This window comes from Priestia flexa (assembly GCF_021441905.1).
Classification (GTDB): domain Bacteria; phylum Bacillota; class Bacilli; order Bacillales; family Bacillaceae_H; genus Priestia; species Priestia flexa.
This window is the reverse complement of the sequence record NZ_CP090431.1, coordinates 3,216,372-3,240,498: the sequence shown is the minus strand read 5'-3', so window position 1 is coordinate 3,240,498 and position 24,127 is coordinate 3,216,372. Positions and strand designations below refer to the sequence as shown.

19 protein-coding genes are annotated in these 24,127 nt (G+C 37.7%); 16 read left to right on the top strand and 3 right to left on the bottom strand.

Annotated features, from left to right (window positions below; all coding sequences use genetic code 11):
* Nucleotides 1-34: 34 nt before the first annotated feature.
* Entirely contained in the window at nucleotides 35-553 is a 519-nt protein-coding gene (gene ytrI / locus LZP85_RS16645; RefSeq protein WP_061784953.1) for a sporulation membrane protein YtrI, read from the bottom strand.
* On the bottom strand, nucleotides 550-885 hold the full coding sequence (locus LZP85_RS16640) for a sporulation membrane protein YtrH (protein ID WP_025907274.1): 336 nt from the start codon (nucleotides 883-885) through the stop codon (nucleotides 550-552). Before LZP85_RS16640 ends, ytrI begins: the two co-directional genes overlap by 4 nt.
* A 142-nt stretch (nucleotides 886-1,027) precedes the next feature.
* Here LZP85_RS16640 and dnaE point away from each other — a divergent pair, with 142 nt between their 5' ends.
* The 7 genes from dnaE (at nucleotide 1,028) to LZP85_RS16605 (ending at nucleotide 11,314) form a co-directional block, all read left to right on the top strand.
* Nucleotides 1,028-4,378, top strand: a complete 3,351-nt coding sequence (gene dnaE / locus LZP85_RS16635; RefSeq protein ID WP_226639104.1) for a DNA polymerase III subunit alpha — start codon at nucleotides 1,028-1,030, stop codon at nucleotides 4,376-4,378.
* 174 nt (nucleotides 4,379-4,552) lie between these two features.
* Nucleotides 4,553-5,782: an NADP-dependent malic enzyme gene (locus LZP85_RS16630; protein WP_061784955.1), complete on the top strand. Its 1,230-nt coding sequence runs from the start codon at nucleotides 4,553-4,555 to the stop codon at nucleotides 5,780-5,782.
* Between the two features lie 63 nt (nucleotides 5,783-5,845).
* The gene (locus tag LZP85_RS16625; RefSeq protein WP_182840840.1) at nucleotides 5,846-6,460 is read left to right on the top strand and encodes a FadR/GntR family transcriptional regulator; all 615 of its coding nucleotides are present in this window, start codon (nucleotides 5,846-5,848) and stop codon (nucleotides 6,458-6,460) included.
* 244 nt (nucleotides 6,461-6,704) lie between these two features.
* Nucleotides 6,705-7,592: an acetyl-CoA carboxylase, carboxyltransferase subunit beta gene (accD, locus tag LZP85_RS16620; protein ID WP_076512628.1), complete on the top strand. Its 888-nt coding sequence runs from the start codon at nucleotides 6,705-6,707 to the stop codon at nucleotides 7,590-7,592.
* Entirely contained in the window at nucleotides 7,586-8,563 is a 978-nt protein-coding gene (gene accA, locus LZP85_RS16615) for an acetyl-CoA carboxylase carboxyl transferase subunit alpha (protein ID WP_025907263.1), read from the top strand. The genes accD and accA overlap by 7 nt, the downstream gene beginning before the upstream one ends.
* A 529-nt stretch (nucleotides 8,564-9,092) precedes the next feature.
* Entirely contained in the window at nucleotides 9,093-10,853 is a 1,761-nt protein-coding gene (pyk, locus tag LZP85_RS16610) for a pyruvate kinase (RefSeq protein ID WP_119543241.1), read from the top strand.
* Between the two features lie 71 nt (nucleotides 10,854-10,924).
* Entirely contained in the window at nucleotides 10,925-11,314 is a 390-nt protein-coding gene (locus LZP85_RS16605; protein ID WP_061784958.1) for an FxsA family protein, read from the top strand.
* 73 nt (nucleotides 11,315-11,387) lie between these two features.
* Here LZP85_RS16605 and ytvI read toward each other — a convergent pair whose 3' ends face one another.
* Nucleotides 11,388-12,497, bottom strand: coding sequence for a sporulation integral membrane protein YtvI (gene ytvI / locus LZP85_RS16600; protein ID WP_206782164.1), 1,110 nt, complete (start codon nucleotides 12,495-12,497; stop codon nucleotides 11,388-11,390).
* A 138-nt stretch (nucleotides 12,498-12,635) separates the two neighbouring features.
* On the opposite strand from ytvI, the gene LZP85_RS16595 reads away from it, so the two are divergent.
* The 9 genes from LZP85_RS16595 to mutM all read left to right on the top strand — a co-directional run bounded on the left by LZP85_RS16595 (nucleotide 12,636) and on the right by mutM (nucleotide 24,075).
* A complete protein-coding gene (locus tag LZP85_RS16595; RefSeq protein WP_025907255.1) occupies nucleotides 12,636-13,094 on the top strand; it encodes a DUF441 domain-containing protein in 459 nt (152 codons plus the stop codon).
* Nucleotides 13,095-13,458: 364 nt separating this feature from the next.
* A complete protein-coding gene (gene citZ, locus LZP85_RS16590) occupies nucleotides 13,459-14,577 on the top strand; it encodes a citrate synthase (protein WP_025907253.1) in 1,119 nt (372 codons plus the stop codon).
* Nucleotides 14,578-14,668: 91 nt separating this feature from the next.
* The gene (icd, locus tag LZP85_RS16585; protein WP_206782163.1) at nucleotides 14,669-15,955 is read left to right on the top strand and encodes an NADP-dependent isocitrate dehydrogenase; all 1,287 of its coding nucleotides are present in this window, start codon (nucleotides 14,669-14,671) and stop codon (nucleotides 15,953-15,955) included.
* A gap of 31 nt (nucleotides 15,956-15,986) precedes the next feature.
* On the top strand, nucleotides 15,987-16,925 hold the full coding sequence (gene mdh / locus LZP85_RS16580; protein WP_119543238.1) for a malate dehydrogenase: 939 nt from the start codon (nucleotides 15,987-15,989) through the stop codon (nucleotides 16,923-16,925).
* A gap of 179 nt (nucleotides 16,926-17,104) precedes the next feature.
* The gene (locus tag LZP85_RS16575; RefSeq protein WP_119543237.1) at nucleotides 17,105-17,581 is read left to right on the top strand and encodes a MaoC/PaaZ C-terminal domain-containing protein; all 477 of its coding nucleotides are present in this window, start codon (nucleotides 17,105-17,107) and stop codon (nucleotides 17,579-17,581) included.
* A gap of 171 nt (nucleotides 17,582-17,752) precedes the next feature.
* Nucleotides 17,753-18,469, top strand: coding sequence for a response regulator transcription factor (locus LZP85_RS16570; RefSeq protein ID WP_094911868.1), 717 nt, complete (start codon nucleotides 17,753-17,755; stop codon nucleotides 18,467-18,469).
* Nucleotides 18,462-20,231: a two-component system histidine kinase PnpS gene (gene pnpS / locus LZP85_RS16565; protein WP_119543236.1), complete on the top strand. Its 1,770-nt coding sequence runs from the start codon at nucleotides 18,462-18,464 to the stop codon at nucleotides 20,229-20,231. The genes LZP85_RS16570 and pnpS overlap by 8 nt, the downstream gene beginning before the upstream one ends.
* A gap of 352 nt (nucleotides 20,232-20,583) precedes the next feature.
* A complete protein-coding gene (polA, locus tag LZP85_RS16560; protein WP_119543235.1) occupies nucleotides 20,584-23,208 on the top strand; it encodes a DNA polymerase I in 2,625 nt (874 codons plus the stop codon).
* A gap of 33 nt (nucleotides 23,209-23,241) precedes the next feature.
* Nucleotides 23,242-24,075 carry a DNA-formamidopyrimidine glycosylase gene (gene mutM / locus LZP85_RS16555; RefSeq protein WP_025907239.1) on the top strand — a complete coding sequence of 278 codons (834 nt, stop codon included), beginning with the start codon at nucleotides 23,242-23,244 and terminating at the stop codon, nucleotides 24,073-24,075.
* The last annotated feature ends 52 nt before the right edge of the window (nucleotides 24,076-24,127 follow it).

Below are 24,127 nucleotides of genomic sequence, written 5' to 3'. Positions count from 1 at the left end.
TAAAACAGGCGTACATTCTCCTAGTACGCCTGTTTTACATGACTTTCTCTACTTTCTTTATCCGAATTTCAATTGATAAAGTGGTGTAGAAATAAATTTGGTGCACTTCGACTTCGTAAATCATTTTATCGAATTCATATTTTTTATTTTCAATCGCTTTTTTTAATACATTTCGTGCGTCATACGCACTCTCAATGTCTTGAGCAATTAAATGTAGTGCTTCTTCTTCAACGCTAGCTTGAAGGTGGTAAGAAGTGAGGGAACCTAATTTATATTGCTTCGTATTTGTTAAGTTTACTTTCACCTCTTGAATCAAAATGTTTTTTTTCATCTTTTTATTTAATTCTCGTACATCTTCTTGCCAAATTAAACTGTTTTTTTCTGCTCTTTCTAGCTTCTGTTCCAGCTGCACTAATGACTTTGTTTGTTCATGCTGTAGTTCACCATAAATAATTAAAAAAACGCCCCAGCTAATAATGGCACCGATAACTAATCCAGCGAAAAAGCGTTCTAAGTCTGACCGCTTATATAGACGTTTGTTTGGGACCCTCATAAACCTAAGCTCTCTTGTGTCAACCATTTAATAATTAGTGCCCCTGTTTGAGCCCCACCCATTGCTGAGAGTATTAGCAAGATTTGTTTTACGACATCTTTAGTAGCACCTTCAAACAAGCCACGTTCAAAACTATAGAATGTATCAAACGTGCCTCCAATAGCTCCTACAATCGCCCAAATTTTTAAGCTGTTACTTAATGTATACATGATGTGAAATGGAGATTTACCAATTAAAAACCCTGCAAACGAACCAATTAAAGCACCGCCAAGAATAATACCTAATGAAGTGAAGTAGCTCCAAATAAACAATGACATAAAGGGCTCTTTCATCTTCTCCCTCCTTTTGCACATTTTCTATCATTTCTGCTGTAATTCATATATATGGACAAACAAAACAAGTTATGTAATTTGTATGGAAGAACAACAAAATTTATAATGGACATAAATACATAAAAAGAAGGTGGGAAGACTCGTGCCTTTTGTTCATCTACAACTAAAAAGTGCATATAGCATTTTAAATAGCACGATTCGAATTAAGCAGCTGGTCGAACGTGCAAAAGCATTAGATTATAAAGCTGTTGCTCTGACGGATGAAAATGTGATGTACGGAGCTATCCCTTTTTATAAAGAGTGCAAAAAAGCTGGCATTAAGCCAATCATCGGTTTGACTTTATATGTGCAAAAGCAAGAAGATGAAGCGTTTTCTTATCCGCTTGTTTTACTCGCTCAGAATGAGAAGGGATATGAAAATTTAGTAAAGTTGAGCAGCCTTGTTCAAACAAAAGAAAAGAACGGCGTGAAAAAAAAGTGGTTACCGCATTATAAAGAAGGCGTAATCGCTTTTACGCCTGGGCTATCTGGAGAAATTGAATCGCTTATTTTGGATAATAAGCTGGATGAAGCAAAACAAACTATTGCATTTTTTAAACATGTATATGGAGAAGAAAATTTTTATTTGTCTCTTCAGCGACACGGAGATCACGAGCAAGTTTTGAATGAGGAACTTTGTAAATTAGCAGAAGAATTGAATGTGAAGTTACTGGCTTCCAATGACGTAAAATACCTGGTTCAAGAAGATTATGAAGCCTATGAATGCCTAAAGGCTATAGGTGAAGGTGATATGCTTCAAGATATGATAGAGGAAGATAGGAACAGCAAAGAATATTATTTTAAATCACAGTCTCAAATGGAAAGCCTCTATACAGACGTTCTTTCCACTTTATACGAAACAAATCGTATAGCTGACCGGTGCAACCTTGAGCTCTCACTCGGTAAAATGATGATTCCATCCTATCCAATCCCCAACAGTCAGGATACGGCGGATAGCTATTTACAAAAACTGTGCGAAGAAGGCTTGAAAAAGCGTTTAAGTACAGTCACCCCTGAATATGCAGCACGATTAGACTATGAACTTAGTGTCATTCAACAGATGAAGTTTAGCAACTACTTTCTAATTGTATGGGATTTTATGCAGTATGCGCACAAAAATGGAATTATTACAGGGCCGGGGCGTGGTTCAGCAGCAGGTTCTTTAGTTGCTTATGTTTTAGAAATTACCAATGTTGATCCAATTAAGCATGACTTGTTGTTCGAACGGTTCCTAAACCCTGAACGCATTTCAATGCCTGATATTGATATTGATTTTCCAGATAATAAACGTGACCAAGTCATTCAATATGTGGCTGGAAAATACGGTCAGATTCATGTTGCTCAAATTATTACTTTCGGCACTCTAGCGACTAAGGCGGCCATTCGCGATGTGGGAAAAGTTATAGGAATGGATAAGGAAGATCTTTCTGTTGTTTCTAAATTACTACCATCTAAACCTGGGGTCACGTTACAACAAGCAGTTGCACAGTCTAAGCCTTTACGTGAGTATATTCAAGCTATGCCTATTAGACAAAAACTTTTGCAATTAGCAATGCAAGTAGAAGGGCTTCCAAGACATACGTCAACTCACGCTGCAGGCGTTGTTATTAATGGCGAGCCGCTTACATCGTATACGCCTATTCAAGAGGGTCAGCATAATGTGTACCTCACTCAGTACCCAATGGAAGCACTGCAGGATATAGGCTTACTTAAAATGGATTTTCTAGGTCTCCGTAATTTAACGTTAATTGATTATATTCTTGCAAAAGTGGAGCGAGATACAGGAGAAAGGCAAAAGCTACCAGATATTCCTATGCAAGATGCTAAGACGTTTCAGCTTTTAGCAAGTGGTGATACAACTGGAATATTTCAGTTAGAATCAGACGGCATGCGCAAAGTATTAAAAGAGTTACAACCAACAGAACTAGAAGATATAGTGGCGGTCAATGCTTTGTATCGTCCTGGACCGATGGAGCATATTCCAACCTATATTAAAAGAAAGCATGGTTTAGAAAAAGTTACGTATGTTCATGATGTGCTAAAACCAATTTTACAAACCACGTATGGAGTCATTGTTTATCAAGAGCAAATTATGCAAATCGCTTCGAAAATGGCCGGATTTTCATTAGGGGAAGCTGACCTTTTAAGGCGAGCGGTCAGTAAAAAAGAGAGTGCGACGCTCCAAAAAGAGCGAAAGCATTTTATCGAAGGTAGTAAACGACAGGGATATGGTGAAGAAGTCTCAGAACAAGTCTACGACTTAATTGTTAAGTTTGCTAACTACGGATTTAACAGGAGCCATGCCGTTGCATATAGCTTTATTACTTACTATTTAGCCTATTTAAAAGCACATTATCCCCTTCAGTTCTTTGCGGTTTTATTAACCAGTGCGATTGGAAATCAATCAAAAAGTGAGCAATACATTCAAGAAATGAGGAAAAGAAAGATTGCTCTTTTGCCTCCATCTATCAATCAAAGTGCGTATGCTTTCAATGTAGAAAAGCAACAGATTCGTTTTAGTTTAGGAGCAATTAAATATGTTGGCGGAACAGTGGTTCAAGAAATTCTCAATGAGAGAAAGAATAAGCCGTTTGAAGACCTATTTGATTTTTGTATGCGCGTATCGACAAAAATTGTTAATAAAAAAATCCTTGAAACGCTGATTAATGCCGGTTGTTTCGATGAGTTTGGTGAAAATCGTGCCACGCTTATTGAAACGATAGACGTAGCTTTCGAACATGCCCAGCTGGTTGATCCACAAGATGATTTTGGCATGGGTTTTTCGCTAAAGCCAAAGTACATAATAGTAGACGAATTCAGCGAGCAAGAAATTTTGGAACGTGAAAAAGAAGCAGTAGGCTTTTATTTATCTAATCATCCGGCTTCTCAATATGAAAGGTTAATGGAAGCTCATTTTACAATCCCTCTTTGCGATATTGCGAAGTGTAAAAATGGAGCACAAGTTTCAATTATTGGACTTATCTCAAATGAGCGCATCATTCGTACCAAACAAGGTGAGCAAATGGCCTTCCTTGCAATTAGTGATGAAACAGACGATGCCGATGCAGTAGTGTTTCCACGAAGCTACGAGAAATACAAGCAGTTGTTAAACGTTGGAGAAGTCGTATTGATTAAAGGTAAAGTCGATATTCGAACCAATAAGCGACAAATTGTTGCACAAGAAATTTATTTAGCGAAGGAAGTTGAAGAAGAGCTGCCGAAACAAGAAGTATATTTACGTGTAAAGCCATCAGCCCAAAGTGATGAAGTCATTCGTGATATTTATAAAAAAATTCATAGCGCTAAAGGAAATGTACCAGTTCTGGTGTACTATGAGTCAGAGAAGCGATTATTACGCTTAACGTCCGACTATTTTATCTCACTAGAGGGGGATGTTATTACACAATTTAAAGCGTTACTTGGAGATGAAAATGTGGCTGTAAAAACGCTATAGTCTTTACAGATTGTAGATGATGTTATATTGTAAAGAAGTTAAAAAAAGTGGTCTGACCACTGTTACTTAATTTTACATTTACTCAGATGCAATGAAAATGAGCGCTTATTGCTTAACTGCATCGTTTCTAATTAATAGCTATATGTATACTTATATCGAATGAGGAGTGAGCTCATGTCTTTACGTGAAGAAGCACTGCATATGCACCGTATTAATAAAGGGAAGTTAGAATCTAAGTCAAAAATCCCTGTTCGAAATGCTCAGGATTTAAGCCTAGCTTATTCACCGGGGGTAGCTGAGCCTTGTAAAGAAATTTACGATGATGTGAATAATGTGTATGAGTATACAATGAAAGGAAATATGGTTGCAGTGGTATCTGATGGAACTGCGGTTTTAGGGTTAGGAAATATCGGTCCAGAAGCAGCTTTACCTGTAATGGAAGGTAAAGCAGTATTATTTAAAAGCTTTGCCGGAGTAGATGCGTTTCCTATCTGTTTAAAGACCACAGATATTGACCAAATCGTAGAGACAGTAAAGCTATTAGAACCAACATTCGGTGGAGTAAATCTAGAGGATATTGCGGCACCAAATTGTTTTGAAATTGAGGAACGCTTAAAGAAAGAAACCAATATTCCTATTTTTCATGATGATCAGCACGGAACTGCAATTGTAACGGTAGCTGGCTTGGTAAATGCATTAAAACTAGCAAATAAAAAAATGTCAGAAGTGAAGGTAGTAGCCAACGGTGCTGGAGCCGCAGGGATTGCCATCATTAAATTATTGCATCGCTATGGCGTGCGCGACATTATTATGTGTGACTCAAAAGGTCCAGTTTATGAAGGTAGATCGTTTGGGATGAATCAGGTAAAAGACGAGGTAGCTGCTTATACCAATCGTCAAAAAGTAACTGGGACCTTAGAAGATGCGCTTTCTGGAGCGGATGTTTTTATTGGTGTATCTGTCGAAGGGGCTCTGACAAAAGAGATGATTCAAAAGATGAATGAGGATCCAATTGTTTTTGCAATGGCTAATCCAATGCCTGAAATTATGCCCGACGAAGCAAAGAGTGCGGGTGTAAGGGTAATTGGGACAGGGAGATCGGATTTTCCTAACCAAGTGAATAACGTGCTGGCGTTTCCTGGTATATTCCGTGGTGCCCTAGATGTACGGGCTACTCATATCAATGAACAGATGAAAATTGCTGCGGTAGAAGCAATTGCAAGCCTTATTTCATCAGACGATTTACATGAAGATTATGTTATTCCCGCACCATTCGATACTAGAGTTGCACCAGCAGTAGCAGCTGCTGTGGCGAAAGCAGCGATGGAAACAGGTGTTGCGAGGTTACAGGTTGATCCAAATGAAATTGCATTAAAAACGCAGCGTTTGGCTATCATTGAATAAAGTGATACAGCGAAAAATTCTGTTTGGATACTAAGTGGATAAGGTGAGTGAAAAAATAGGTTGATGAATGAACGGTCAAAAGTTTATGTAGAAATCTTAAAGCAAATTCGGCAATTGATGCAGTCTAATCAGCTGCAAACAGGAGATAAAATTCCGTCAGAGCGAGAGTTGGCAGAGCGACTAAATGCGGGTCGCTCTTCTGTGCGTGAAGCGCTTCGAGCATTGGAGTTGCTAGGCCTTATTGAAACACGGCGGGGGGAAGGCACGTTTATTAAAGAAGTAGGCGATCATCAGCTTATCGAGATTTTAGCAACGTTTCTCTTGCATGATAGCAAACCAAAAGAAGACTTAATTGAAACGAAATATATGTTAGAAAGAGCATGCTTAGAATCTATACTACAGAATAATGAAAGCATTGTTGATCAGCTAGATCATCAAACCTTAACAATTAAACAGCTATTTGAGCAGTTATTTCGCCTTCAACATAATCGATTGTTACATCGCATTTGGCTAATTGTTAGTAACTTTTACTATACATTTCAACAGTCAACAATGATGCAAAATCAAGCCCAAATTGCGTTATTAATTCATGCTATTAAACAAGGAAACGAGCATGACGTTTTTGCGATTCATAAAGGATGGTATCATCCTTGTGATGCTTCACAAAATGTCGAATAGCACGTTGCATGTTTCTACACAAAATGTACAACTTTTCTTGTAAAGTAAATATCAATTAGTACACAAAATGAAGGAATTATGAGTGGATTCATACTTCATGGTCTGTTTGCACCGATTGTGTAACCTATTTTGAAATAATAGGTGATAGACGCTCTATTGGTTTCAGACTGATGCTTATTGCATGGTAAGCAAAGGATACGAAGACAGGTTCTTTTAGATAAAAGGATCAAAAGGAGGTTACACTTTGTTAAGAGATTTATTTACTAAAAATACAAAGAATGCAAAGAATACAAAGAAGAAAAAGTATGCTTCAGTTCCATCAGAACACCTAAAACAAGATGTACCGGAAGGAATTATGACGAAGTGTAAAAAATGTAAAAAAATTATGTACACGAAAGAGCTTAATAAAAATCTAAAAGTGTGCTTAAACTGCGGACATCATCACCAAATGACTGCTAAAGAAAGAATTAGTAGCTTAATTGATGAAGGTACGTTTATTGAATATGATCGTACAATGCGCTCTCAAAACCCTTTAGAATTTCCCGATTATGTTGAAAAGTTGGAGAAAGACCGTGAAAAAACGGGCCTTAGTGAAGCTATTGTAACGGGTGAAGGAGACATTAATGGTTTAAAAGTAGTCGTTGCCGTTATGGATTCACATTTTAGAATGGGAAGCATGGGCTCTGTTGTAGGTGAAAAAATTACAAGAGCTATCGAAAAAGCAAAGGATTTAGGCGTACCGTTTCTTATTTTTACAGCATCAGGTGGAGCTAGGATGCAAGAAGGTATCTTAAGTTTAATGCAAATGGCTAAGACAAGCTCAGCGTTAAAAATGTATAGTGATAAAGGTGGACTCATTATTTCCATCATGACGCACCCTACAACGGGAGGCGTATCCGCTAGTTTTGCTTCGTTAGGAGATTATAATCTAGCAGAGCCGGGTGCTTTAATTGGTTTTGCAGGTCGAAGAATTATTGAGCAAACTATTCGAGAAGAGCTACCGGAGGATTTCCAAACTGCAGAATTTTTATTAAAGCACGGTCAATTAGATGCGGTTGTGGCGCGTCACAATTTAAAAGAAACGCTCACGAATATTTTAGACATTCATGTAGGAGGTGACGTACAGTGGTAAGTGAATTAGAATTCGAACGTCCAATCGTGGAATTGCGTAATAAAATTGCAGAGTTAAAGGAATTTGCAACAAACACCGATGTTGATTTATCAACAGAGATTGAAAAGCTAGAAAAGCGCTTGGAAAAAGTAGAAAAAGATATTTATAACCACTTAAGCCCATGGAATCGTGTGCAGATTGCGCGTCATCCTGAACGACCAACTACGCTTGATTATATTTCAAGGTTGTTTACTAATTTTTTAGAGTGTCATGGTGACCGTTATTACGGTGATGATGAAGCCATCGTAGGAGGAATTGCTAAGTTCCAAGGTGTACCTGTCACGGTTATTGGTCATCAGCGTGGTAAAGATACGAAAGAGAATATTCGTCGCAATTTTGGAATGCCACATCCTGAGGGATATCGTAAAGCATTACGTTTAATGAAGCAGGCTGAAAAGTTTAACAGACCAATTATTTGCTTTATTGATACAAAAGGCGCTTACCCAGGAAAAGCAGCGGAAGAAAGAGGACAAAGTGAAGCCATCGCAAAAAACCTTTTTGAAATGGCTGGCTTAACTGTACCTATCGTTTGTATTGTTATTGGAGAAGGAGGAAGTGGAGGAGCATTAGGACTTGGTGTAGGGAACCATCTTCATATGCTTGAAAACTCCACGTACTCTGTTATCTCTCCAGAAGGTGCTGCTGCCTTACTGTGGAAAGATGCAACGCTTGCTAAGCAAGCAGCAGAAACAATGAAAATTACGGCACCAGATTTAAAAGAACTAGGCATTGTGGATGAGGTTGTGGAAGAAGTCAAAGGTGGAGCTCATCGTAATATTGATGAACAAGCAGCTTATATGGAAGTAGCGATTCGTAGCTCTTTACAAGAATTAACAAAATTAACAAAAGAGCAATTAGTTGAAGAACGCTATGAAAAATACAAAAAAATCGGACAGTTTTCAGCTGAAACCGATGCCATCGGTGTGAAATAAACAACGAAGCATCCTCTACTTAGATAGGGGGTGCATTTTCTCGTTTCTACAATAGCGCTTCTCTATTGTGTTTCATAGTTCTTCATGGTATTTTATAGACAGCAAAACCCTATAGGATTCTTAAGAAGAAGCCTGCATTTTCCTCTAATGGATTTAAAAGACATTGTTGTAGGGAAAGCAACCCGCTTCTTTTATTGTAATGTCTAAAACCAATTTTTATAGGCATGCTTGTCAGATAGACGGGAATAGTAAAATCATTAGATAAACCAAGTGAATTGTAGTAAAAAAACAACTAGTTAAGGGTAAAATTATGCTATGAGTGTACAATACATCATGTGTTGTGATAGTCTATTTACTGCTTACATAATAGTTCTTTCTTTGGTTTAAAGAGAGCATATCATCGCCTGACTAAGCTACATATTGCTGTTAACATGTAAAGTAAAAGGTGATTAGTCCAGTAACTTTGAGTGCTAGGTTTGTACAATTAATTGAGAAGTTTGGTTATACCACTATATAGGAGGAAGATAGAATGCGTAAAACAAAAATTGTAGGTACTATTGGTCCAGCAAGTGAAAGTGTAGAAAAGTTAGTTGAACTATTTAACTCTGGTTTAAATGTTTGTCGTTTAAACTTTTCACACGGTGATTTCGAAGAGCATGGTGCACGTATTGTTAACATTCGTGAAGCTGCTAAAAAAACGGGGAAAACAATCGGAATTTTACTTGATACAAAAGGTCCGGAAATTCGTACAAATACAATGGAGAACGGTGCAATTGATTTAGAAGAAGGTTCTGAAATCATCGTTTCTATGCAAGAAGTAGTAGGAACAACTGAAAAGTTCTCAATTACATACCCTGGTCTAGTAGAAGATGTACACCCAGGTTCTAAAATCCTGTTAGACGATGGCTTAATTGGACTGGAAGTATTAGAAGTTAATAAAGCTGCTGGTGAAATCAAAACAAAAGTACTAAACCCAGGTACTTTGAAAAATAAAAAAGGTGTTAACGTACCAAACGTAAGTGTAAACTTACCAGGTATTACAGAAAAAGATGCAAACGACATCGTGTTTGGAATCGAGCAGGGTATTGATTTCATCGCTGCATCTTTCGTTCGTCGTGCGTCTGACGTATTAGAAATTCGTGAACTATTAGAAAAGAACAATGCTCCACACATTCAAATCATTTCAAAAATTGAAAACCAAGAAGGTGTCGATAATATCGATGAAATTCTTGAAGTGTCTGATGGCTTAATGGTTGCTCGTGGTGACTTAGGAGTAGAAATTCCTGCTGAAGAAGTACCGTTAGTACAAAAAGATTTAATCAGAAAATGTAACGAGCTTGGTAAACCTGTTATCACAGCAACACAAATGCTGGATTCTATGCAACGTAACCCACGCCCAACTCGCGCAGAGGCAAGTGACGTAGCGAACGCAATCTTTGATGGTACAGATGCAATTATGTTATCCGGTGAGACTGCTGCTGGTTCTTATCCAATCGAAGCTGTTCAAACAATGCATTCGATTGCATCACGTGCAGAACAAGCTCTAAACTATCGTGAAATCTTACAACAACGCAGCAAGCAAGTAGGTACATCTATTACAGATTCAATCGGTCAATCTGTAGGACATACGGCACTTAACTTAAATGCAAGTGCAATTGTTGCTCCAACTGAAAGTGGATATACGGCAAAAATCGTTTCAAAATACCGTCCACAATCTCCAATCGTAGCGGTAGCAGCAAATGATTCAGTAGCTCGTCGTTTAGCGTTAGTATGGGGAGTAACACCAGTTGTAGGTGAGCGTTGCACAAACATTGATGACATGTTAGAGCATGCTGTAAACGACGCAGTAAAAACGGGCATTGTATCTCAAGGAGATCTAGTTATTATTACAGCAGGTGTACCTGTTGGAGAATCTGGTGCTACAAACCTAATGAAAGTACAAGTTGTAGGTGATGTATTAGCAAAGGGTCAAGGCATCGGTCGTAAATCAGCGGTTGGGCAAGTAGTTATTGCGAAAAGCGCAGCTGAAGCAAACGAAAAAATGACAGAAGGCGCAATTTTAGTTACAAATAGCACAGACCGCGACATGATTAGTGCAGTTGAAAAAGCAAGTGCATTAATTACAGAAGAAGGTGGTTTAACAAGCCATGCAGCTGTTGTAGGGCTAAACTTAAGCATTCCTGTCATTGTAGGCGTAGAAGGCGCAACAGTTACGTTTAAAGATGGACAAGACATTACAGTAGATTCGGCTCGTGGCGTTGTATACAATGGCCATGCAAGCATTCTGTAAGGTATAATTAAGAAAAAGAGAAGGTCTTTACCTTCTCTTTTTCTATAGTCAGATATTAAGGAGAGTTGACGGTGAAATTTCTCGTTCCAATTTTAATTATTATCCCTGCTATTGAAATCACATTATTGCTTACAGTAAGTTCGAAAATTGGTATTTTACCAACATTTTTCTTGATTTTAGCAACGGGAATATTAGGAGCTTATTTAGCAAAGAAGCAAGGTATGAAGACCTTACACAAAGCACGACAGCAAATGAATTCTGGCCAAGTTCCCGGTGAAGCAATTGTAGATGGGCTCTGTATCTTAATCGGTGGTCTTTTACTATTGACACCGGGCTTCTTTACCGATACAACGGGTTTTTTACTACTTATTCCTGCAACAAGAAAGTTTATCAAACCAACTGTTATGAAGTTATTCCAGCGACTGTTTCAAAATCGTGGAAGGTTTACGATTATTCGCTAAGAATGAAAATCAGGGTACCGACTAAAAAAAGAGTGTGCTATCAATGAGAAAAACTCTCTCATGAAGCACACTTTTATTTTGCAATAATAAAATTTTTAATATCTGTAAATACACCAGCTGAGTGTAGCGTACGAATGATAACCAATAAAATGGGCCCAACAATTAATCCGAGAAAACCCATTAATTTAAAGCCGACAAACAAAGCAATCAAAGTAGCTAAAGGATCTAATCCAATACTCGATGATAGGATTTTAGGTTCCATAATTTGGCGCTGTACGATAACCACTAAGTATAAAACAGATAAACCAACGGCAAAGGAGATATTTCCAGTTGTAAACGTATAAATAATCCAAGGCACGAAGATGAGTCCGGTTCCTAAATAAGGTAATAAGTCTACAAAGCCGATAAGTAAAGCGATAGTAATTGAATAATCAACTCGTAAAATGAGTAGACCAATAAGAACAATAATCGTTGTGATGGAAATAAGCGTAAGTTGAGCTTGAATAAATCCAAAAAGTGCTTTTTTTAGCTCTCCAATTACAGCTTCACTACTCTGTTTCACCTTTGGTGGTAAAAAGCTTTTGCTAAATGCAAGGAAACGATTCCAGTCCTTGCTGATAAAGAAGGTAGCAAGTAAGGAAAAAATAACAACAGTTGCGATGTTAGGGAGCCATCCGAGAAAAGTTGGGATTGCTTGTAAAAGTCGCTGTAAAAAGTCTCCGACAGTTGTTGTAATACTACTGCCAACGTTTTGAATATTTGTTAAAATAGTTTCCTGTTGGTTATGGTTTAAGCTGTTAAACATTGAAGCAATTTGGTTATAAAGAGGAATCAGTTTGCTGGCAATAAAGTTTTCGATGTATACGATGACGGCTTCAAAATTAGTTGGAACGACTTTTGCTAGATAGGTTGTACCGGCTATTATTTCAGTCACTAATAGCGTAATCGAGCCTGCTAGAATGGAAAAAATAAGCATGATGGAAATAAGAACAGCAATGTAGCGTTTACACTTTAACGTACGCTCAAAAAAGTTTACGATTGGATTCATGAAGAGTGCAATAATAAAGGCAATGATGAATGGATAAAGCAGCGTTGAAAGGTAATAAATAACTATAAGTGTGGCGCTTAAACCAGTCAATAAGATGACGATTCGTAAAAAACGAACCCAATAGATTTTAGGCAAGCAGTTAACAACCTCCTTTAAAAATAGTTTTGTTAGTATTTTACAACTTTTATGAAAGAGTGAAAAGAAAAAAGTGGGTTTTTCACTAGAAAATAAGATCCAAATAAGCATGAAAGTAATGAAAGGAAGGATGAACGAATGTTTTCACAACCAGTTATGTTTTTAGCTATTTTATTGGTTATAGGATTGATTGCAAAAAATCAGTCGTTAATTATCGCTGTAGGTTTTCTATTAGTTATTAAATTAATAGGTCTAGACAGTAAGGTATTTCCCTATCTACAGTCTAAAGGAATTAACCTAGGTGTGACCGTTATTACAGTTGCGGTATTAGTGCCGATTGCAACAGGTGATATTGGTTTTAAACAATTGGGAGAAGCTATTAAGTCGTCATATGCTTGGGTAGCATTAGCTGCAGGAATTTTAGTGGCAATTATTGCTAAATATGGACTGACTTTATTGTCGGAAGATCCCCATATTACAACGGCTCTTGTATTTGGTACAATCCTAGCTGTGACGCTATTTCAAGGGGTTGCTGTAGGTCCTCTGATTGGTGCAGGAATTGCCTATTTATTTATTAAAATTACAGAGTTATTTTAGTGGAAATTTTTTTATAATAACAATTTTTTTAAAATTTATTTACTCTTTTCATTCACAAAAGTCAGATAATTGTTTATAATATAGTTTGAAGCCGCATCTCATTACATACAATTGTATGATATAACGTATACGATCAAACAACTAAAAAGCATGCTAGATAGCATAATTTCTTTATGTTATTTAGCAATACGAAAATGTAAGCATTTTCTTTTTTATCAGGGTCTTAAGAAAACCCTATGAGGAATGCTGTGCTTCTATAGAAATGTCTTATGTGATGTGGAATTGAGCCAACGCTCAATATAATTTATTTTTGTATGTACAATAGGGTGTATGGGGAAATCTTTTCTGTAAAGGAGATGGGAATATGACTGCGACTCGAGGTTTAGAGGGAGTTGTTGCGACAACTTCAGCGGTAAGCTCCATTATTGACGACACGCTAACTTATCGTGGTTACAATATTGATGATTTAGCAGACTATGCTACATTTGAAGAAGTAGTTTATTTGCTTTGGCATGGAAAATTACCAAATAAAGAAGAATTATCTATTTTTTCTAGGTTACTAGCAGAGAATGCTAAATTACCTCATGAAGTATTAAATCATTTCAAAACATATCCAATTAAAGACGTTCATCCAATGGCAGCTTTAAGAACAGCTGTATCACTAATTGGCTTGTACGATCCAGAAGCAGACCTAATGGATGAAGAAGCTAATTATCGTAAGGCAGTTCGCCTACAAGCCAAATTACCGACAATTGTAACAGCCTTTTCACGCATTCGAAAAGGGATGGATCCAATTGAACCAAATGAAAACTATAGCATTGCAGCCAACTTCTTGTACATGTTAACGGGGAATGAACCGACTGACATCGAAGTTGAAGCATTTAATAAAGCACTTGTCTTACACGCTGACCATGAGCTAAATGCATCTACATTTACCGCTCGCGTCTGTGTGGCAACTCTCTCAGATATTTATTCTGGTATTACAGCAGCAATCGGAGCCTTAAAAGGACCTCTTCATGGTGGTGCAAATGAAGCCGTTATGAAAATGCTATCTGATATTGAAACGGTAGAAAATGCAGAGCCGTATATTCGTAGTAAGTTAGCAAATAAAGAGAAGATTATGGGCTTTGGTCACCGCGTGTATCAGCAAGGGGATCCACGTGCTAAACATTTGAGAGAGATGTCTGAGAAGCTTACAAAACAAGCTGGAGACTCTACTCTTTATGAAATGTCTGTAAAGATTGAAGAGATTGTTACAAGTGAGAAGAAGCTACCACCAAACGTAGACTTCTATTCCGCTTCTGTCTATCACAGTCTAGGAATTGATCATGATTTGTTTACACCAATCTTTGCTGTAAGCCGCGTATCAGGTTGGGTAGCACATATTTTAGAACAGTATTCAAACAATCGATTAATTCGTCCACGTGCCGATTATATAGGCGAAGGAAAGCAAGCGTATATTCCGATTGAGCAAAGAGATTAACTTTTATGTAAGAAAGTGCTCAGCGTAAGTTGAGCACTTTATAATAAGCTATTAATCTATTAAGCTTTAAAACTTCAAGGGGGTTATTTTTATGACAAACGGACAAAAAATTACGGTAACAAACGGAGTATTAAATGTACCTAACAATCCAGTAATTCCATATATCGAAGGAGACGGAATTGGTCCGGATATTTGGGCAGCAGCATCTCGTGTATTAGAAGCAGCTGTTGAAAAAGCATATGATGGCGAAAAAGAGATTATTTGGAAAGAAGTATTAGCAGGGGAAAAAGCATTCAACGAAACTGGCGAGTGGCTACCAGCTGAAACATTAGATGTTATTCGTGAGTACATAATCGCGATTAAGGGACCATTAACAACGCCAGTAGGTGGAGGAATCCGTTCACTAAACGTTGCTTTACGTCAAGAGTTAGATTTGTTTACTTGCTTACGTCCAGTACGTTATTTCGAAGGTGTTCCATCACCAATTAAACGTCCAGAAGATACGGACATGGTTATCTTCCGTGAAAATACAGAGGATATCTATGCTGGTATCGAGTATGCAAAAGGTTCTGAAGAAGTTCAAAAGTTAATCAACTTCTTACAAACTGAAATGGGCGTTAATAAAATCCGTTTCCCTGAAACATCAGGTATTGGAATTAAGCCAGTATCATCTGAGGGTACAGAGCGCTTAGTTCGCGGAGCAATTAACTATGCAATCGAACACGGTCGTAAGTCTGTAACGCTTGTTCATAAAGGAAACATCATGAAGTTTACTGAAGGTGCCTTCAAAAACTGGGGTTATGAATTAGCTGAAAAAGAATTCGGCGATAAAGTATTTACTTGGGCTCAATATGATCGCATCGTTGAAAAAGAAGGAAAAGATGCTGCAAATAAAGCACAAGCAGAAGCAGAAGCTGCTGGCAAAATTATCGTAAAAGATTCAATTGCAGATATCTTCTTACAGCAAATCTTAACTCGTCCTCGTGAGTTTGACGTAGTTGCAACAATGAACTTAAATGGTGACTATATTTCTGATGCTTTAGCTGCGCAAGTAGGTGGAATTGGTATTGCACCGGGTGCTAACATTAACTATGAAACTGGACATGCAATCTTTGAAGCAACACATGGTACTGCTCCTAAGTATGCAGGTCTAGACAAAGTAAACCCTTCATCTGTATTATTATCAGGTGTGTTAATGCTAGAACATTTAGGCTGGACTGAAGCAGCTGCGCTTGTAATGGAATCAATGGAAAAAACAATCGCTTCTCAAGTAGTAACATATGATTTTGCTCGCTTAATGGATGGAGCGAAAGAAGTAAAATGCTCTGAGTTTGCAGATGAGTTAATTAAAAACTTAGGAAATCAAGTAACAGTATAATAGTAAACGAGAACGATTTGGGGGAATTAACATGTCAAACAAACGAAAAAAAGTCTCAGTTATTGGTGCTGGCTTTACAGGTGCAACAACTGCGTTTTTGATCGGACAAAAAGAATTAGCTGACGTTGTATTGGTGGATATTCCACAGGCAGAAAACCCAGCTAAAGGTAAAGCGTTGGATATGTTAGAAGCAAGCCCAGTACAAGGTTTTGACGCTAATATTACAGGAACAGCTAACTATGAAGATACAGCTGACTCTGATGTCGTCATTATTACGGCTGGTATTGCACGTAAACCTGGTATGAGCCGTGACGATTTAGTTACGACAAACCAAAAGGTAATGAAGTCTGTAACGCAAGAAATTGTTAAATACTCACCAAATTGTTATATTATCGTGTTAACCAATCCAGTTGATGCGATGACGTATACAGTATTTAAAGAATCAGGATTTCCAAAAAATCGTGTAATTGGTCAGTCTGGTGTACTAGATTCGGCTCGTTTCCGTACATTTGTAGCACAGGAACTGAATGTATCAGTTAAGGACGTTACTGGCTTTGTACTAGGAGGACACGGTGACGATATGGTTCCTCTTGTGCGCTACTCATACGCAGGTGGAATTCCGCTTCAAACGTTAATTCCACAAGATCGCTTAAATGCTATTGTGGAGCGTACGCGTAAAGGTGGCGGCGAGATTGTAAACCTTTTAGGAAATGGTAGTGCTTATTATGCACCTGCTGCATCTCTCTTAGAAATGACAGAAGCTATCCTAAAAGATCAGCGTCGTATCTTACCTACAATTGCGTACTTAGAAGGTGAATATGGCTACAGTGGTATTTACCTTGGTGTACCAACAGTTCTAGGTGCCAATGGTATTGAGCAAGTGATTGAATTAGAACTAACTGAACAAGAAAAAGCAGCTTTAGATCAATCTGCTGATTCAGTTAAAAATGTGATGAGCGTTCTTGTTTAAAAATAGACAAGCACTTGGTAAACGGTGTGGTAAAAAGCATCATTTATAAAAGAAAAACAGGAAAATTCGAGGGAAACCTCGAATTTTTTTGTTGTAGAAGTTTCACTGCTTTAGACAAGAACTGTTCGCATGATTAGCGATCGTTCATGAAAGCTACAAATAGAAAGGATGAAGTAGCAATGGTGCTAGGGAAAAAACAAAAGATTGGAAGAACCATAAAACAAATCCAAGTTGGCGAAAAGCTTTCACTTACTGAACGCATAGAGGACAAGGATATTCTTCTATATCTAGGCTTAACAAATGACGCCAATCCCCTTTATATTCAGCATGATTATGCTGCGCAAACGGCGTTTAAAAAGCCGATTGTTCCAGCAATTATGATCAATGGAATGATGACAGCGGCTATCTCCAAATATTTGCCGGGTCCAGGAAGTCATATTCTAAAGCAAACCGTTTCATTTCCTAAGCGTATTTACCATTACAGTACAGTCGAGTTCTTATTTGAAGTAGTTAATAAAAATATGGACGAAAAGACAATTACAATTGATGTACAGGCAACAGATGAGAATGAAGAGAGCGTTGTACAAGCTCAATTTATTGTATGTCCTCCTCAAGAACTATCGATTGCCGAAACACATGAGTTTGAGAACTTTTAATGCAGTGACAAACGGGCCTCCTTTTTAATTAGGGGGCTTGTTTATTGGCATAATATTATGAAATGCCTTTGAGAACTTTAAGGAATCAGTGTATGATAATGACATACATATAGACAAAATATTGGATGAAGTGGCGTTTAAAATGAATTGATGGAGGCTTATGTTACGAACATGAATAAGAGATTATTAGTAGTAGACGATGAACAGTCAATCTCAACATTATTACAGTATAACCTGCAGCAAGCTGGTTTTGAGGTCAGCACGGCAATGGATGGAGAAGAAGGGTACAATAAAGCACTGGAAGAAAACCCAGATTTAATCGTGTTAGACTTAATGCTTCCCAAAATGGATGGAATTGAAGTGTGCAAAAAGCTTAGACAGCAGAAAGTTATGACGCCTATATTAATGTTAACGGCTAAGGATGATGAGTTTGATAAAGTGTTAGGTTTAGAACTTGGAGCAGATGACTATATGACAAAACCGTTTAGTCCACGAGAAGTTGTTGCTCGGGTAAAGGCCATACTTCGTCGTTCTCAAATTAGTAATCAAGCCGATCAGGAAGAAGAGGATGGAGAAAGAATCTTTATTGGAGATTTAAAAATTCTTCCCGAGCATTACGAAGCTTATTTTCAGCAAGAGCAGCTAGAATTAACGCCAAAAGAGTTTGAACTATTATTATATTTATCAAAACATAAAGGGCGAGTGCTGACGCGTGATCAGTTATTAAGTGCCGTTTGGAATTATGACTTTGCGGGTGATACAAGGATTGTAGATGTCCATATTAGTCATTTGCGTGAAAAGATTGAAAGCAATACAAGAAAACCAATTTATATTAAAACCATTCGTGGTTTAGGATATAAATTAGAGGAACCAAAGGTAGATGAATAAGTTCCGCTCGCGCTTACTTTTTGCACTGCTAACGTTAATTATTGTGGTACTGGTTTGTTTAGGCTTATTATTAGCTCAGCTTTTCAAAAATTTCTATTTTCAAACCTTTCAAGAACGGATGGAAAAAGAAGCTGAGCTTGTCGAACTTTTTATTGGGAAAGAAGGCCTGACAAATCCAACTCTTCAAGAAAATGTAGATTCGATTAGTGAGTCATTAAGTGTTCGAGCAACTATTATTAACAATGACGGTACAATTCTTGTAGATTCAAATGCAAGTAGTCACAATGGCTCTTTGGAAAACACTCGTATACTCCAAGAGGTAATAAAGAAGCAAAGCGTGAATCAGGAAGCATTCAGCCGCATCGAAGAAAATCATGACCTCTACTATTATGGTGTGCCACTTGTCATTGACGGTGAGAAAGAAGGGTTTGTTGTTTTAAGTACTTCTTTTGCGTCGTTAAATCAAGTCAATCAACAAATATGGGGGCTGTTAATTGGAAGTCTTGGCGTTGCGTTAATCGTCATTTTATTACTAGGAATAAAGATTATGAATCGCTATACCAGACCAATTGAATCGGCTACTCAGGTAGCCATGGAGCTAGCAAAAGGCAATTATAAAGCTCGTACTTATGAAGATTATATGGATGAAACAGGAATGCTAAGTCAATCCATTAATGCATTAGCCCGTAATTTACAAGAGTTAATTCGTAGCCAAGAGATGCAACAAGATCGCCTGCGGACGCTCATTGAAAATATGGGTAGCGGGATGATTTTAATTGATAGTCGCGGCTATATTAACCTAGTAAATCGAGCTTATAAAGAACAATTTCAAATAAAGATGAATGATTTCTTATATCACCTATACTATGAAGTGTTTGAACATAAAGAAGTCGTTTCCCTAGTAGAAGAGATTTTTATGACAGAAGTGAAGGTTCGCAAACATGTTGTACTCTCTCGAAATATCGAACGTCGACATTATGATGTATACGGAGCGCCAATTATCGGATTAAATGATGAATGGAAGGGGATTGTTCTGGTTTTTCATGACATAACAGAACTTAAGAAACTAGAGCAGGTTCGCCGAGACTTTGTTGCTAACGTATCTCATGAGTTAAAGACACCCATCACATCAATTAAAGGCTTTAGTGAAACGCTTTTAGATGGTGCTATGGAGGAACCAGAGCTAAGAAAGCAGTTTCTATCGATTATCATGAATGAAAGTCAACGGATGGAAACGTTAATACAAGATTTGTTAGATTTATCAAAAGTGGAACAGCAAGGTTTTCAGCTAAACGTTCAAGCCATTAATATTAATACGCTTCTTTATGAAATCGTTATGGTTCTTTCTAATCGAGCAAAAGAGGGAGGAATTGATCTTCAAATTGAAACACTTGAAGAAGAATGTTTAATTGAAGCAGATATCCAGAGGTTAACCCAAATCTTTATGAACTTAATTAGCAACGCATTGAATTATACGATGCCAAGCGGTAAAGTTCATATTCGAATTGAAGAAAAATTAGACAAGGTCCTTGTTCATATCACCGATACAGGGATTGGCATCGCACAAGAAGAAATTCCTCGAATTTTTGAACGCTTTTATCGCGTAGATAAAGCAAGAAGTAGAAATTCCGGTGGTACAGGTCTTGGACTAGCAATTGTCAAACATCTTGTAGAAGCACATAAAGGGCATATTGACGTACAGAGTAAAGTGAATGAAGGGACAACTTTTTCTGTCACGTTAAATAAATACTTAGAAAACTAAGCAAATGTTTACGTTCCTTTTACAAAGCATTTAAGGAAGCTTAATATAAGCTTGTTATACTTTTCTATGGAAACCCCTTCATCCAAGGAGCCAATTTTGGAAGACGAGAGGAGTCTTCATACTCCTTTCGTCCATTTTTTTTATAACATAAGACAAAGGTATTATTCTATAAAGGATAATGCCTTTTTTGTTTATATCATTTATAATTAGGGCGCATTCTTAGTTCGAATTATGCATGAAACTAGTTTCTGGTAAAAAACTAACTGTAATTAGATAGATTAGTTTTTGTTGTTGAGAGGAAACTTTTGATAAAATAGAATAAACGTTCTTTTTTTGAAATGGAGGATTATTCATGTCCAAGAAATTAGTATTAATAGACGGCAATAGTATCGCATATCGTGCATTTTTTGCTCTGCCTTTACTGAATAACGATAAAGGTATACATACAAACGCAATTTACGGATTTACAACGATGTTAATGCGCATTTTAGAAGAAGAGAAACCAACACATCTTCTTGTAGCATTTGATGCTGGTAAAACAACTTTTCGTCATAAAACATTTACAGAGTATAAAGGTGGAAGACAAAAAACGCCTCCTGAGCTATCAGAGCAATTTCCATTTATTCGAGACCTGCTAGATGCCTATGGAATAAAGCGCTATGAGCTAGAGAATTACGAAGCCGATGACATTATTGGTACATTAGCAACGCAAGCTGAAAAAGAGAACTTTGAGGTGAAAGTAATTTCAGGTGACAAAGATTTACTTCAGCTTGTTTCAGAACACATAACAGTAGGTATCACGCGAAAAGGTATTACAGATGTTGATGCCTATACGCCAGCTTTAATCGATGAGAAGTATGGCATTAAAGCTATGCAAATTATTGATATGAAGGGACTTATGGGTGACTCTTCTGATAATATTCCAGGTGTTCCTGGAGTTGGAGAAAAGACGGCTCTGAAATTATTAAAAGAGTTTGGAACAGTTGAAAACGTCTTAGAATCAATCGATCAAGTGAGTGGTAAAAAATTAAAAGAAAAGCTATCAGATAACAAAGAGCAGGCACTCATGAGTAAAGAGCTTGCTACAATCGACACAAACGCACCTATTGAAGTGAGCTTGGAAGCTGTTGCGTATCAAGGTGAAAATAGTGAAAAGCTTGTAGCACTATTTAAAGAACTTGGCTTTAATTCTCTTTTAGATAAATTTGGTGGCGATTCAGAGGAAAGTAGCTCTTTTGAAGAGCTTGAATACAAGATAGTGAACAGTGTAGACAACGAGATATTAACAAACGATGCTGCGCTTGTTGTGGAAGGATATGAAGAAAACTATCACCATGATCAGCTGCTAGGTTTTGGTATTAGCAATGAAAATGGCCATTTTTTCATTGGAAAATCAGTAGCTTTAGGGTCCTCTGAATTTGTGAACTGGTTACAGGATCAATCAATGAAAAAGACTGTATTTGATGGAAAAAGAATGGTCGTTTCAATGCGATGGGAAGGCTATGAGATTAAAGGAATTGAACAGGACATTATGATTGCTTCTTACATCTTAAATCCTGCTGAAGCCAACGATGATCTAGCTACAATTGCTAAGCTAAAAGGATATACGCAAGTGAGCTCTGATGAAGTGGTATACGGAAAAGGGGCAAAAAAATCAGTACCTGAAGTAGGAGAATTAGCAGAACATGTTGCTAGAAAAGCAGCAGCTCTTCAATTTTTAAAAGAAAAGCTACTAGCCGAGCTAAAAGAAAATGAGCAGTATGACTTATATGAACAGCTCGAAATGCCCCTGTCATTTGTATTAGCTGATATGGAATATCAAGGAGTGAAAATTGACCATAACCGCTTAGATGAATTAGGGAAAACCATTCATGAACGTCTGAAGGAATTAGAAGCTACTATTTATAGTTATGCTGGAGAAGAATTTAACATTAATTCAACGAAGCAGTTAGGCGTTATTTTGTTTGAAAAGCTTGAGCTCCCTGTTATCAAAAAGACAAAAACAGGCTATTCTACTTCCGCAGACGTGTTGGAACAGTTAGCTGATAAGCATGACATTATCCAAGAAATTTTAGAATACCGTCAGCTTGGCAAGCTCCAGTCCACATATGTGGAAGGGCTAAAGAAAGTCATCCATTCCGATCAGAAAGTTCATACGCGTTTTAATCAAACTCTAACGCAAACAGGGCGCTTAAGCTCAGTTGATCCGAACCTGCAAAATATTCCAATACGCTTAGAAGAAGGGAAAAAAATACGTTCAGCTTTTGTCCCGTCAAAGAAAGATTGGATAATCTTTGCTGCTGACTATTCTCAAATCGAGCTACGCGTTTTAGCGCATATTGCAGCTGATGAAAAACTAATTGAGGCATTTACAGAAGATCTCGATATCCATACAAAAACGGCTATGGACGTGTTCCATGTAGCAAAAGAGGACGTGACGTCTAATATGAGGCGTCAAGCAAAAGCGGTTAACTTCGGAATTGTGTATGGTATTAGTGACTATGGGTTATCACAGAACCTCGGGATTACGCGAAAAGAAGCGGCAAAGTTCATTGAGCGCTACCTGGAAAGCTTTCCTGGTGTTCAAGAATATATGGCGGATATTGTACGTCAAGCAAAAGAAGCGGGATACGTAACAACTTTATTGCATCGTCGTCGCTATCTGCCAGAGATTACAAGTCGCAACTTTAATCTGAGAAGCTTTGCTGAGAGAACGGCTATGAACACACCTATTCAAGGAACAGCTGCTGATATTATCAAAAAAGCAATGATTGAAATGGCAAAGCGATTAAAAGAAGAGAAGTTAGAAACAAAGCTTCTTCTTCAAGTACATGATGAGCTTATCTTTGAAGCGCCAAAACATGAAATTGAAATTCTTGAGCGTATTGTTCCAGAGGTGATGGAAAGTGCACTAAAATTAGATGTACCTTTAAAAGTAGATTACTCGTATGGTGCTACTTGGTTTGACGCTAAGTAACCAACAATGAATTAGCAAAGAGAGGTGGATAAGGTGCCCGAATTACCAGAAGTTGAAACGGTTCGCCGCACGCTCATTCATTTAGTAAAAGGAAAAACAATTGATGAAGTAAAAGTAACATGGCCAAATATCATTAAGCGACCGGTTGAAGTTGAACAGTTTTGTGATGCACTAAAGGGACAGACGATTCAAGATGTACACCGTCGAGGGAAATTTCTAAAAATCATTTTAGATAACTACGTATTAGTTTCTCACCTCCGAATGGAAGGTAAGTATGCTCTTGCTGAGAAGGATGAACCAATTGATAAGCATACACATGTTATTTTTCTGTTTAAGGATGGTACGCAGTTAAGGTATAAAGATGTACGAAAATTTGGGACCATGCATTTATTTCAACCAGGAGAAGAAGAGCTCTCACCACCTCTAAGTACACTGGGTCCGGAGCCTTTTGAAGAACTGTTTACAGCGGAAGTTCTAAAAAACCGAATCGGTCGAACGAGTCGAAAAATTAAGGCGGTTTTATTAGACCAACAAGTGGTCGTTGGGCTTGGGAATATCTATGTGGATGAAGCGCTTTTCCGAGCTCGTATACATCCTGAGCGTGTAGCAAGCCAGCTCACCGATGAGGAGTTGGACCGTTTGCATAAAGAAATCGTAGCAACTCTACAGGAAGCGGTTGAAAAAGGTGGAAGTACCATTCGATCCTACGTAAATACTCAAGGAGAGATGGGGATGTTTCAGCTTCAGCTTTATGTTTATGGTAAAAAAGACGAACCTTGTGTTGTATGTGGCACTCCGATTAAGAAATATGTAGTAGCGGGAAGAGGTACGCATATTTGTCCAAGTTGCCAGAAGCTTGAAGAATAATAACAATGGATGGGCTCCTTTCATATACTTTAGATAGATGAAATGGAAGGAG